Genomic DNA, 12,741 nt, shown 5'->3' with positions numbered 1-12,741 from the left:
AGCTCTATCTGACATGGACTTCCCAAGCGCTTAGCATTCCAAACGCTCCAGGAGACAATTGATGTCCCACAACAATAAAAAGATTGATGTGTTCCTGATTACCGTGAGCCTGATCGCTGTACTGCTCACTGTCATCGGCCTTGCTGCCTACCCCGCCCAAGCGGAAAGCATGGCCAACCACCTGTTCGAACTGTCCACCCGTACCTTCGGCACCAGCGTCCAGGTGCTGGTGTTCGGCAGCTCCCTGGCCGTTCTGTACCTTGCCTTCAGCAAGTACGGCAACATCCGCCTGGGCGCTGGCAAACCGGAATACTCCACCGCGACCTGGGTCTTCATGTTCATCTGCGCCGGCATGGGTTCCTCGACCCTGTACTGGGGCGTGATGGAATGGGCCTACTACTACCAGACCCCCGGTCTTAACATCGCCCCGATGTCGGCCCAAGCTCTGGAGTACAGCGTCAGCTACTCGTTCTTCCACTGGGGTATCAGCGCCTGGTCGATCTACGCCCTGGCCTCGCTGGCCATGGCCTACCACTTCCACGTGCGCAAGAAGAGCGGCTTGAACCTGGCCTCGATCATCGAAGCGGTGACCGGCTTCAAGGCCACCGGCCCTGTGGGACGCACCGTCGACCTGATCTTCCTGCTGACCATGATGGGCGCGCTGACCGTTTCCCTGGCCTTGACCGCCTCGACCCTGACCCGCGGCCTGTCGGACCTAGCCGGCACTCCCAACACCTTCACCGTGCAATTGATGGTGATCGGTGCGGTAGCGCTGCTGTTCTCGCTCAGCTCCTACATCGGCATCGACGGTGGCCTGCAGCGCCTGTCGAAGATGGTGTGCATCGGCGCCTTGTTGTTCGCCGTGGTCGTGCTGCTGGTCGGTCCGACCCAGTTCACCGTTAACAACACTGCCAACGCCATCGGCCTGATGATCCAGCACTACGTGCACATGAGCCTGTTCACCGACCCTGCCGGTGACGGCGCCTTCACCCGCAACTGGACCGTGTTCTATTGGTTGTGGTGGGTGTCCTACGCCCCAGGCGTTGCCATGTTCGTCGCCCGTGTCTCGCGCGGCCGTCAGATCAAGGAAGTGGTGTTCGCCCTGCTGCTGGGCGGCAGCTTCGGTTGCTGGTTCTTCTTCGGCGCCCTGGAAAGCTACAGCATGCACCAGTTCATCAACGGCCAGATCGACGTGCCAAAGCTGCTGAGCAGCGTCGGTGGCGAAGCCGCAGTGACCGACCTGTTGCTGGCCCTGCCATGGGGCACCCTGTTCCTGGCGGTGTACCTGTTCATCATGGCGGTGTTCTGCGCCTCGCACATGGATGCAGCGGCCTACGCCGTGGCCGCCACCAGCACCCGCAACCTGCGCGAAGGCGAGGACCCGACCCCGACCCTGCGTCTGTTCTGGTGCATCGTGCTGACCCTGGTGCCGCTGGCCATGCTGTTCGCCAAGGCCTCGCTGTCGACCATGAAGACCGCTGTGGTCCTCACCGCGATCCCCTTCATGGTGATCCTGCTGGTGAAGATCTACGGCTTCTTCAAATGGCTCGCCGCCGACTACGGCCAGGTTCCGGCCTACCGTATCGAGGAAGAAGCCGCACGCCTTGCCGGCGAAGAGCCGGAGCACCAGGTACCGCGCAGCGCCGCTGCCCTGCATTGATCGTATGACCCAGGGCATCGCCAGTCTCCTGTAGGCGCTGGCGAAGCCTGCGATGGCTGCACCGCAGCCCTAAAGCGTCCGGTCAAATTTTTTTGCCCGACCTGTTAACCAGTAGATACGCGTTAACCAATAAGTAAAAACCGAGAAAGAGCCATGAACGATTTCAAACGCCTGCCCGCCGATTTCTGCGCCAACCCTGAAGAGGCCTTCACCCTTCCGGCCAACTTCTACACCCAGGCCGCCGTGTTCGAGCACGAGAAAGAAGCGATCTTCGCCAAAAGCTGGATCTGCGTCGGTCACCGCAGCGAAGTCGCTGAAAAGAACGCTTACATCACCCGCCAAGTGATCGGCGAGAGCATCATCGTCGTGCGTGGCCGCGACGATGTGCTGCGTGCCTTCTACAACGTCTGCCCGCACCGTGGCCACCAACTGCTCGAAGGCAGCGGCAAGGCCAAGAACGTCATCACCTGCCCGTATCACGCCTGGACCTTCAAGCTCGACGGCGAGCTGGCCCACGCCCGCAACTGCGAGAACGTGGTCAACTTCGACAAGGAAAACTCCACCCTGGTGCAGCTACGCGTCGAAGAGTACGCAGGCTTCATCTTCATCAACATGGACATGGAGGCCGGCAGCGTCGAAGACCAGTTGCCGGGTCTGCAAAAGCGCATGCGCGAAGCCTGCGCCGTGATCGACGACCTGCACCTGGCCGCGCGTTTTGTCAGCGACACCCCGGCCAACTGGAAGTCGATCGTCGACAACTATCTGGAGTGCTACCACTGCGCCCCGGCCCACCCAGGTTTCTCCGACTCCGTGGACGTCGGCCAGTACAACCACAGCCTGCACGGTAACTGGACCCTGCAGTACGGCCTGGCCAAGCCCTCCGAGCAGTCGTTCAAGTTCGACGAATCCGTCAAGGACCCATCGTTCGCCGGTTTCTGGGCCTGGCCGTGCACCATGTTCAACGTGCCGCCAGGCGCCAACTTCATGACCGTGATCTATGAGTTCCCGGTCGATGCCGAAACCACCCTGCAGCACTACGACATCTACTTCCTGAACAAGGACCTGACCGAAGAGCAGCTCAAGCTGATCGACTGGTACCGCGAAGTCTTCCGCCCAGAAGACCTGCGCCTGGTCGAAAGCGTGCAGAAAGGCCTGAAATCCCGTGGCTACCGTGGCCAGGGCCGGATCATGGTCGACCAGCAGCGCAGCGGCGTGAGCGAGCATGGCATCGCCCATTTCCACAACCTGATCGCCGTCGCCCACCTGGACTGATGCGCCCGGCCGCCGGCTTGCGGGTCGGCGGCCTTCGGAGAGCCTAGCGTGAAACTTCAAGACACCACACTGCTGCGCCAGCAAGCCTACATCGACGGGCGCTGGTGCGACGCCGACAGCGGCCAGACCCTGGCGGTCAATGATCCGGCCAGCGGCGAGCTGCTCGGCCATGTTCCACTGATGGGCAGCGCCGAAGCCGTGCGCGCCATCGAAGCCGCCGAAGCGGCCCTGGCCGACTGGCGCGACCGTACCGCCAAAGAGCGGGCGAGCATTTTGCGCCGTTGGTTCGAACTGCTGCTCGAACATGAGCAGGACCTGGCCCGACTGATGACCCGCGAACAGGGCAAACCCCTGCACGAAGCCCTGGGCGAGATCCGCTACGCCGCCTCCTTCGTCGAGTGGTTCGCCGAGGAAGGCAAGCGCGTCTACGGCGATGTGATCCCGAGCCCGGCCAATGACAAACGCCTGCTGGTGATCAAGCAAGGCATCGGCGTGTGCACCGCGATCACTCCATGGAACTTCCCGGCGGCGATGATCACCCGCAAGGTCGCCCCGGCGCTGGCCGCCGGCTGCACCATCGTGGTCAAGCCGGCCAACGAAACCCCGTTCAGCGCCCTGGCGCTGGTGGAACTGGCCGAGCGCGCTGGCATCCCTGCCGGGGTGTTCAGCGTGGTCACCGGCGATGCCCCGGCCATCGGCGCCCAGTTCACCGGCCACCCGAGCGTGCGCAAGCTCAGCTTCACCGGCTCCACCCCGGTGGGTCGCCTGCTCATGGGCCAGTGCGCCGAAACCATCAAGAAGGTCAGCCTGGAACTCGGTGGCAACGCCCCGTTCATCGTCTTCGATGACGCCGACATCGAGGCGGCCGTCGAAGGCGCACTGATCGCCAAGTACCGCAACGCCGGGCAAACCTGCGTGTGCGTCAACCGCTTCTATGTGCACGACAGCGTCTATGAGCGCTTCGCCCAACGCTTCGTCGAGCGCGTGCGCGCCCTGGCGGTCGGCCCTGGCGACACCGAAGGCACGCAGATTGGCCCACTGATCAGCGACAAGGCCGTGGCCAAGGTACGCAGCCTGATCGACGACGCCACCGGCAAAGGCGCCAGCGTACTGCTGGGCGGCAAGGCCCACGCCCTGGGCGGGCAGTTCTTCGAGCCGACCGTGCTCACTGACATCGCCCCGGGCATGGAGCTGCTACAGGAAGAGATCTTCGGCCCGGTGGCCGCGCTGGTGCGCTTCACCACCGACGAGGAAGTGATCGAACTGGCCAACGCCACCCAGTATGGCCTGGCGGCGTACTTCTACAGCCGTGACCTGGCCCGCGTGTTCCGCGTGGCCGAGCGCCTGGAGTACGGCATGGTCGGCATCAATACCGGACTGATCTCCAACGAGGTCGCGCCATTTGGTGGCATCAAGCAATCGGGCCTGGGCCGCGAAGGCTCCAAGTACGGCATCGAGGATTATCTGGAAATCAAGTACCTGTGCCTCGCCGTCTGAGCGAGCCAGTATCTGTGTCACGCGGCAGGGCCTGCCGCGTGATGAGCAAGTCGAGGTGAACCATGGCCAAGCAATACGAAATGTTCAAGGTGCGTGTCACCGACGTGGAACAGGCCACGCCGCTGATCAAGCGCTTCACCCTGGCCCGCGAAGACGGTGCCAGCCTGCCCGCCTTCAGCGGCGGCAGTCACGTCATCGTGCAGATGCAGTCGGCCTGTGGCAGCCAGTTCAGCAATGCCTACTCGCTGATGAGCGACCCGCGTGACCTGTCCAGCTACCAGATTGGTGTGCGCCTGGAAGAGCAGTCCAAGGGCGGCTCGGCGTTCATGCACAATCACGTCCAGGTGGGCACCGAGCTGACCATCTCCACCCCCAACAACCTGTTCGCCCTGGACCCCACGGCCGGCCGCCACGTGCTGATCGCAGGGGGCATCGGCATTACCCCGTTCCTGGCCCAGTTGCATGAACTCGAAGGCAGCGATACCCCCTACGAGCTGCACTACGCCTTCCGCGCCCCGGAGCACGGCGCCTTCCAGGGTGACCTGGAAAGCGGCCCGCATGCGCAAAGCACCCGCTTCTACATCGACAGCCTGGACCGCAAGCTGGACCTGGCCGGCCTGTGCGCGGGCTTGGCCGACGACGCGCACCTCTATGTCTGCGGTCCCAAGCCGCTGATCGACGCCGTCATCGCCACGGCCGCCGCTGCGGGCATCGATGCCTCGCGCGTGCACTGGGAGCAGTTCGCCGCCGCAGCGCCCGCCGCCGGCGCTGCATTCACCGTGGTGCTGGCCAAGTCCGGGACCGAGCTGCAGGTCGAGGAAGGCATGACCATCCTCCAGGCCATCGAGAAGTCCAAGGCTGCCAAGGTCGAGTGCCTGTGCCGCGAAGGCGTGTGCGGCACCTGCGAAACCGCGATCCTCGAGGGCGAAGCCGAGCATTTCGACCAGTACCTGAGCGACGAGGAAAAAGCCTCGCAGCAAACCATGATGCTCTGCGTCTCGCGTGCCCGCAGCGCGCGCCTGGTGCTCGACCTGTAACAGTCACAGTGGTCTAGGCTGGTCTCTTGACGACAAGAACAAGAGACCCAAGCCCATGCCGCTGTCATCCCACGGCTCAACCGCCTTCCCACCGGAGGCGTGAAGCCGAGCCATGAGTATTCTCTACGACGAACACCTGGACGGCCCCCTGCCCACCGTGGACAAGGCGGCCTTGTTGGCAGCCCTGCACGACGCCCTGCCGGATCTTCAGATCCTTCACCACGCCGAAGACCTCAAACCCTACGAATGCGATGGCCTCTCGGCCTACCGCACCGTGCCATTGCTGGTGGCATTGCCCGAGCGCCTCGACCAGGTCCAGGCACTGCTACGCCTGTGTCATCAACGCGGCGTACCGGTGGTGGCGCGCGGCGCGGGCACGGGCCTTTCCGGCGGCGCCCTGCCCCTGGCCCAGGGCATCCTGCTGGTGATGGCGCGCTTCAACCGCATCCTGGAGGTCAACCCACAAGGGCGCTATGCCAGGGTCCAGCCTGGCGTGCGCAACCTGGCGATCTCCCAGGCAGCAGCGCCTTACGGCCTATATTACGCGCCGGACCCTTCCTCGCAGATCGCCTGCTCCATCGGCGGCAACGTCGCCGAAAACGCCGGCGGCGTGCATTGCCTCAAATACGGCCTGACCGTGCACAACCTACTCAAGGTGGACATCCTCACTGTCGAAGGCGAACACCTGACCCTGGGCAGCGATGCCCTGGATTGCCCCGGCTTCGACCTGCTGGCGCTGTTCACCGGCTCCGAAGGCATGCTTGGCATCGTCACCGAAGTCACCGTCAAGCTCCTGCCCAAGCCCCAGGTCGCGCGGGTGCTGCTGGCCAGCTTCGACAGCGTCGAGAAGGCCGGCGGCGCGGTCGCCGATATCATCGCCGCCGGCATCATCCCAGGCGGCCTGGAGATGATGGACAACCTGGCCATCCGCGCCGCCGAAGACTTCATCCACGCCGGTTACCCGGTGGAGGCGGCGGCGATCCTGCTGTGCGAGCTGGACGGTGTGGAATCGGACGTGCAGGACGACTGCGAGCGCGTCGCCGCCGTGCTGCGCCAGGCCGGTGCCAGCGAGGTACGCCTGGCCTGCGACGAGGCCGAACGCGTGCGTTTCTGGGCTGGGCGCAAGAACGCCTTTCCCGCGGTGGGGCGCATTTCGCCGGACTACTACTGCATGGACGGCACCATACCCCGCCGTGAACTGCCTGGGGTACTCAGGGGCATCGCCGAGCTGTCCCGGGAATACGGGCTGCGGGTGGCCAACGTGTTCCACGCCGGCGATGGCAACATGCACCCGCTGATCCTGTTCGACGCCAACCTGCCCGGCGAACTGGAGCGCGCCGAAGCCATCGGCGGCAAGATCCTGGAGCTGTGCGTGGCGGTCGGTGGCAGCATCACCGGCGAGCATGGCGTCGGGCGTGAAAAGATCAACCAGATGTGCGCCCAGTTCAACGCCGACGAAATCACCCTGTTCCATGCGGTCAAGGCCGCGTTCGATCCCAAAGGCCTGCTCAACCCCGGCAAGAACATCCCCACCCTGCACCGCTGCGCCGAGTTCGGCGCCCTGCACGTACACCAGGGCCAACTGCCCTTCCCTGACCTGGAGCGTTTCTGATGAATGCGGACCGCGACATGAGCCAGGACCTGCTCGAGCAAGTCAACCAAGCCCTGGCCATGGACACCCCTCTGCGCATCCAGGGCAGCAACAGCAAGGCCATGCTGGGCTGCCCTGTGACTGGCGAAATCCTCGATACCCGAAGCCACCGCGGCATCGTGCGCTACGATCCGACCGAACTGGTGCTCACCGCCCGCGCCGGCACGCCCCTGCGCGAGATCGAAGCAGTGCTGCACGAAGCCGGCCAGATGCTGCCCTGCGAGCCGCCCCACCTGGGCCCGGATGCCAGCCTCGGGGGCATGGTCGCCGCAGGGTTGTCCGGGCCACGCCGGCCCTGGGCCGGGGCGGTGCGCGACTACGTGCTCGGCACGCGTGTGATCACCGGCCACGGCAAGCTGCTGCGTTTTGGCGGCGAGGTGATGAAGAACGTCGCCGGTTACGATGTCTCACGACTGATGGTCGCCAGTTTCGGCTGCCTGGGCCTGCTCACCGAGGTGTCGCTGAAAGTGCTGCCACGACCCCGTCAATGCGCGAGCCTTCGCCTGGAGATGAACACTCACCAAGCATTGGACGCACTGGCCGAATGGGGTCAGCAACCGCTGCCGATCAGCGCCGCCTGTCACGACGGCCAAGCGCTCTACCTGCGCCTGGAAGGCGGAGAAGGCTCGGTGTTGTCGGCCCGCCAGCGGCTGGGGGGTGAGGCGCTCGAAAGCCGCTTCTGGGAGGACTTGCGCGAACAGCGCCTGGCCTTTTTCGACGACCCGGCGCCGCTGTGGCGACTCTCGGTACCGACCGCCACGGGCCCACTCGCGTTGCCCGGCAGGCAATTGATCGACTGGGGCGGCGCCCAGCGCTGGTTGAAGTCTTCGGCCACGCCGGCGCAGCTACGTGCGCAACTGGCCCAGGTCGGCGGCCATGCCACGGCGTACACGCCGGGCGATGACAGCATGCCGCCGCTGCCTGCCGCACTGATGCGTTACCACCGCACGCTCAAGCAACAACTCGATCCCCAGGGCATCTTCAACCCTGGTCGCCTGTACCCAGACCTGTGAGGCTGCCATGCAAACCAACCTGAGCGAGGCCGCCAAGGTCCTGCCACGCGGCGAAGAGGCCGAACGCATTTTGCGCAGTTGCGTGCATTGCGGCTTTTGCACCGCCACCTGCCCCACCTATCAACTGCTCGGTGATGAACTCGATGGCCCGCGCGGACGCATCTACCTGATCAAGCAGGTGCTCGAGGGCGCGCCGGCCAGCGCCAGCACCCAGTTGCACCTGGACCGCTGCCTGAGCTGCCGCAATTGCGAGACCACCTGTCCATCGGGTGTCAACTACCACGACCTGCTGGACATCGGCCGCCCCGTGGTCGAACGACAGGTCCCGCGCCCGCTGGGTGAGCGCCTGTTGCGCCAGGGCTTGCGCGCCGTGGTGCCGCATCCTGTGCTGTTCAAGGCCCTGACCCGTACAGGCCAGGCCCTGCGCCCGCTGTTGCCCGGCGTGCTCAAAGCCAAGCTGCCCGCACGGATCGCAGCTCCCGGCCAACGCCCGGCACCCCGCCATGCCCGTCGGGTGTTGCTGCTCGAAGGGTGCGTGCAGCCGGCCCTGTCGCCCAACACCAATGCCGCGGCCGCACGCGTGCTGGACCGCCTGGGGATCAGTGTGGAACCGGTGGCCGCAGCAGGCTGTTGTGGCGCGGTCGACTACCACCTCAACGCCCAGGAGCACGGCCTGGCCAGGGCGCGGCGCAATATCGATGCCTGGTGGCCTGCCATCGAGGCCGGCGCCCAAGCCATCGTGCAGACCGCCAGTGGTTGCGGTGCCTTCGTGCGCGACTACGGACACTTGCTGGCAAACGATCCGCGCTACGCCGCCAAGGCCGCCCGGGTCAGCGCCCTGGCCCGAGACCTGGTAGAGGTGCTGCAGGCCGAGCCCGTCGAGCGACTAGGCCTGTGTGCCGAGCAGCGTCTGGCCTTCCACTGCCCCTGTACCCTGCAGCACGCCCTCAAGCTCGGCGGTGCGGTGGAGCAGTTGCTGTCACGCCTGGGCTTTACCCTTACTCCCGTGCCGGACAGCCACCTGTGCTGCGGCTCGGCCGGCACCTACTCGCTGACCCAACCTGCGCTGTCGCGCCGCCTGCGGGACGATCGCCTCACGGCGCTGGAAAGCGGCAACCCTCAGCTCATCGCCACCGCCAACATCGGTTGCCAGGCGCACCTGGACAGCGCCGGACGCACACCGGTGCGCCATTGGATCGAGATCGTCGACGCTGCCCTGACAGACACCTAGCCGACCGCCACTTCGCGGGTAGCGCCCACAAGGTTGGCGCTGCCCTCTGCTGGAGCGGCTTTACCCGCGAAGGGCTGCCCTGCAGCCCGCGCCCTTGCAGCCAGCCCCACAAACCCCGAAGCTTGCCCTCTCACCCCCCGGACAACCCCATGGAACTGCACATCCGCTTGCAAGGCCGCAAAGGCCTGGCCGACCAGCTCTATCAGCAACTGCGTGCCAGCATCGACAGCGGTCACCTGGCCGCCGGCACCCAACTGCCCCCCACTCGCCTGCTCGCCGAACAACTGGGCGTGTCCCGCAAGACCGTCGCCGAGGCCTACTCGCGCCTGACCTACGACAACCTGCTCAGCGGCGTGGTCGGTCGCGGCACCTTCGTGACACCGCAACGCCCCTTGCAAGCCATCCAGGCCCAGGCCATTCCCCTGGCCGCCGCCGCGTCCGTGGCGCGCTGGCAGCAGCGGGCCACGGTGCTCTCCCAGTCCGCTCTGCAGACCCCATCGCGCTACGACTTCGTCGGTGGCGCATCGAGCAAGGCGCAGTTCCCGTTCGATCAGTGGCGCAGTTGCCTGCAGTACGCCCTGCGCCGCAGCCAGCGTCACACCCAACGCCAGTTCGACGCCCAAGGCCTGCCGGAACTTCGCGAAGCCATCGCCCACCACATCGCCTTCGCCCGTGGCGTGCATTGCAGCGCGGCCGACGTGATGGTGTGCAACGGTGCCCAGCAAGCGCTGGACCTGATCGCCCGGGTGCTGATCGAACCCGGCTGCCAAGTGGCCATGGAAGACCCCGGCTATCCACCGGCGCGCCAGCTGTTCCTGGCGCTGGGCGCGCACCTGCAGTCGGTGCCGGTGGATGACGAAGGGCTGTGCGTCGAACAGATCGCCGATGGCACGCGGCTAATCTACGTGACACCGTCCCATCAGTTCCCCCTCGGCATGCCGATGAGCGAACGCCGGCGCACCGCCCTGCTGGCGCGGGCCGCCGAATTGGGGGCATTGATCATCGAGGACGACTACGACTGCGAGTTCCGCTACCAGGGGCCGGGCAGCGATGCCTTGCAGCGCCTGGACCGCCATGGGCTGGTGGCCTACGTGGGCACCTTTTCCAAGACCTTGCTGTCCGAGTTGCGCCTGGGCTACGCCGTGCTGCCTGCGAGCGTGCTACGCGCGGCGTGCGTGGCCAAACACCTGACCGACTGGCACAGCCCGAGCGTGCAGCAATGGGCGCTGGCGCGGTTCATCAGCGAAGGTCACCTGAACAAGCATATCCGCCGCTGTCATGAGGTATACAGCGCCCGCCGGGAGCGAATCCTGGCCCGTCTGAGCAGCGACTTGGCGCCCTGGCTGACAGCCGTCCCGGCCAACGCCGGCTTTCACTTGAGCGCCCTGGCCAGCCCCGAGGTCGATGTGGATTTGCTGGTGAGCCTGGCGCGAAAGGTAGAGGTCGGCCTGTATTCGCTGGCCCCGTTCTACAGCGAGGCCCCGGTGCGTCCGGGGCTGTTGCTGGGCTTCGGGGCCATCGAATTGCTGGATATCGACACCGCGCTGGACCGCGTGCGCGATACCCTGCAAGGCCTCAGTTAACCGCTGCCTGGGCCGGCTGACCGGGGCGAGCGATGGCGGCGACATAGCCGTGCGGGGCGAAGCGCGCCGTGACCAGCAGCATCGCCACCACGGTGATGGTGAGCAAGGTCCAGGAAGCCTGGAAATCGCCGCTGATATCGCGCAACCAGCCCGTCAGGTAGGGAATGATCCCGGTGATGATGAACCCGATGCCCTGCACGAACGCGGCCAGGCTCCCCGCTTGAGCAGGATCTTTGCGCAAATGTTCCAGGGTCAGGGTCAGGCTCAGGCTGAAGCACGCGCCCAGGCCTAGGCCGATCATCGCCACCCACACACCCATGGCCAAGGTCGGCGCCAGCAGCAGGCCAAGAAAGCCCCCCAACTGGATAGACAGCGCCAGCCACAGGCCCGGGCGACGGTCCGCCAGGCTGCGCAGCAACAGCGGCAGCCCCAAGGCGCCGGTGACCTGGAAGATCGTCATCAAACCCACCAGCTCACCACCCCCCTGCGCGGTACCGCCGTGCTCGATGTGGTAGGCCGGCAACCACGCCACCATGCTGGTGTAGCCGCCATTGATCAGTCCGAAGTAGCTGGCCAGCAGCCAAGCCCGGCGGTTGCCGAACCAATGCCCACCCCCGCCACCGGCGAGTTTCGGCGTGTTGTGCCGTGGTCGCAGCGCCAGCCAGGCCAATACTGCCAGCACCGCCGGGAGCGCCCAGACGCCCAGGCCGACCTGCCAGCGCCCGGTCGCGGCACTGATGGACGGGCCAAGCACGGCCGCCAAACCACCGCCGCTCATCAACGCCGCCGAGTACAGGCCCATGGTGGTCGCCAGGCGCGTGGGGAACCAGCGATTGACCAGCCCAGGCATCATCCCTTGGACAACGGCCACGCCGAGCCCGGCCAGCACGGCACTGGCAATCAGCGCCCAGGCGCTGTTCAGTTGCAAGCGCCACAGGCACGCCAGGGCGATTGCCGCAAGGCCCATGAGCATGCCGCCATGCTCGCTCAACCAGCGGCGCAGCCAGGGTTGCAGCAATGGGATCAGGCCCATGCACAGCACCGGCAAAGCCGTCAGCAGCGCAGCCTGCTGGTAGCCCAGGCCGGTGCTTGCGCGCATGGGTTCGAGCAGCGGACCGATACTGGTGAGAATCGGCCGCAGGTTCAGTGCCAGCAACAGCACCAGCAATAGGTTCAGTGCGCCTCTCATCCCTGGTGCGCCTGCTTCCATTGAAGGTACAGGTCGGCCTCACCGGCGGGTTTGAGCGGCCGCAGAGGCAGTCTTTGCTGCTGGGGTGGACGAGCCATCTGGGCATACACCGCCGCGGTGGACAGCCCATAGGGCTCGCCCTCGTCGTTGTCGTAGGCGAACCAGGCGCGCTCGATGCCGCACAGGTGCATGGCAGCCAGGCACATCGGGCATGGATGACCACTGGCGTAGATCTCGGCGCCGTCCAGACGCGCCTGCCCCAGGGCTTGGGCCGCTTTGCGGATCGCCTGCATTTCCGCGTGGGTGGTCGGGTCCTGGGTGCTGTGGATTTCATTGACGGCACGCGCCAGCACTTTCCCTTGATACACCAGCACGGCGCCGAATGGCCGGCCGCCGGCCTGGATATTGGCGCGGGCCAGGTCGAGGGCTTCGCGCATGAAACGTTCATCGGACATCGTAGGAAATCTCTCGGTGCAAGACGGGTTCATTATCGCGGCTGAGCGGCGCCAGCAAAAATGAAGAGATTGGATGCAGGTCAGTGGCCCCCTGAATAGCCCATTGGCCTCCTGGCAAAGCGCAGGATTGGCTATCGGGCCGTTCGTGCCCTA

The 12,741-nt window shown here is 65.6% G+C and carries 10 protein-coding genes; 8 read left to right on the top strand and 2 right to left on the bottom strand.

Annotation, left to right across the window (positions count from 1 at the left end):
* Positions 1 to 61: 61 nt before the first annotated feature.
* The 8 genes from DQ397_RS19240 (at position 62) to DQ397_RS19205 (ending at position 10,944) form a co-directional block, all read left to right on the top strand.
* Entirely contained in the window at positions 62 to 1,660 is a 1,599-nt protein-coding gene (locus DQ397_RS19240) for a BCCT family transporter (protein WP_043212678.1), read from the top strand.
* Between the two features lie 153 nt (positions 1,661 to 1,813).
* Positions 1,814 to 2,932 (top strand): aromatic ring-hydroxylating dioxygenase subunit alpha, encoded by a 1,119-nt coding sequence (locus DQ397_RS19235; protein ID WP_043212675.1) that lies wholly within the window; start codon positions 1,814 to 1,816, stop codon positions 2,930 to 2,932.
* A 48-nt stretch (positions 2,933 to 2,980) separates the two neighbouring features.
* Positions 2,981 to 4,429 (top strand): NAD-dependent succinate-semialdehyde dehydrogenase, encoded by a 1,449-nt coding sequence (locus DQ397_RS19230; RefSeq protein ID WP_043212673.1) that lies wholly within the window; start codon positions 2,981 to 2,983, stop codon positions 4,427 to 4,429.
* 62 nt (positions 4,430 to 4,491) lie between these two features.
* Positions 4,492 to 5,466: a PDR/VanB family oxidoreductase gene (locus tag DQ397_RS19225; protein ID WP_043212670.1), complete on the top strand. Its 975-nt coding sequence runs from the start codon at positions 4,492 to 4,494 to the stop codon at positions 5,464 to 5,466.
* Between the two features lie 112 nt (positions 5,467 to 5,578).
* Positions 5,579 to 7,078: a glycolate oxidase subunit GlcD gene (gene glcD, locus DQ397_RS19220; RefSeq protein WP_043212668.1), complete on the top strand. Its 1,500-nt coding sequence runs from the start codon at positions 5,579 to 5,581 to the stop codon at positions 7,076 to 7,078.
* On the top strand, positions 7,078 to 8,130 hold the full coding sequence (glcE, locus tag DQ397_RS19215) for a glycolate oxidase subunit GlcE (protein WP_148921596.1): 1,053 nt from the start codon (positions 7,078 to 7,080) through the stop codon (positions 8,128 to 8,130). The genes glcD and glcE overlap by 1 nt, the downstream gene beginning before the upstream one ends.
* 7 nt (positions 8,131 to 8,137) lie before the next feature.
* Positions 8,138 to 9,361: a glycolate oxidase subunit GlcF gene (glcF, locus tag DQ397_RS19210; RefSeq protein ID WP_043214776.1), complete on the top strand. Its 1,224-nt coding sequence runs from the start codon at positions 8,138 to 8,140 to the stop codon at positions 9,359 to 9,361.
* A gap of 149 nt (positions 9,362 to 9,510) precedes the next feature.
* Positions 9,511 to 10,944: a PLP-dependent aminotransferase family protein gene (locus tag DQ397_RS19205; protein WP_043214775.1), complete on the top strand. Its 1,434-nt coding sequence runs from the start codon at positions 9,511 to 9,513 to the stop codon at positions 10,942 to 10,944.
* Here the strand turns inward: DQ397_RS19205 and DQ397_RS19200 are convergent.
* Together DQ397_RS19200 and DQ397_RS19195 are read right to left on the bottom strand one after the other, a co-directional pair.
* The gene (locus DQ397_RS19200; protein ID WP_043214773.1) at positions 10,937 to 12,133 is read right to left on the bottom strand and encodes a cyanate transporter; all 1,197 of its coding nucleotides are present in this window, start codon (positions 12,131 to 12,133) and stop codon (positions 10,937 to 10,939) included. The genes DQ397_RS19205 and DQ397_RS19200 overlap by 8 nt on opposite strands.
* Positions 12,130 to 12,588 carry a nucleoside deaminase gene (locus DQ397_RS19195; RefSeq protein WP_043214771.1) on the bottom strand — a complete coding sequence of 153 codons (459 nt, stop codon included), beginning with the start codon at positions 12,586 to 12,588 and terminating at the stop codon, positions 12,130 to 12,132. The genes DQ397_RS19200 and DQ397_RS19195 overlap by 4 nt, the downstream gene beginning before the upstream one ends.
* Between the last annotated feature and the right edge of the window lie 153 nt (positions 12,589 to 12,741).

The sequence above is a fragment of the Pseudomonas sp. CK-NBRI-02 genome (assembly GCF_008124495.1).
GTDB classification, from domain to species: domain Bacteria; phylum Pseudomonadota; class Gammaproteobacteria; order Pseudomonadales; family Pseudomonadaceae; genus Aquipseudomonas; species Aquipseudomonas guariconensis.
This window is presented reverse-complemented; position numbering and strand designations above follow the sequence as displayed.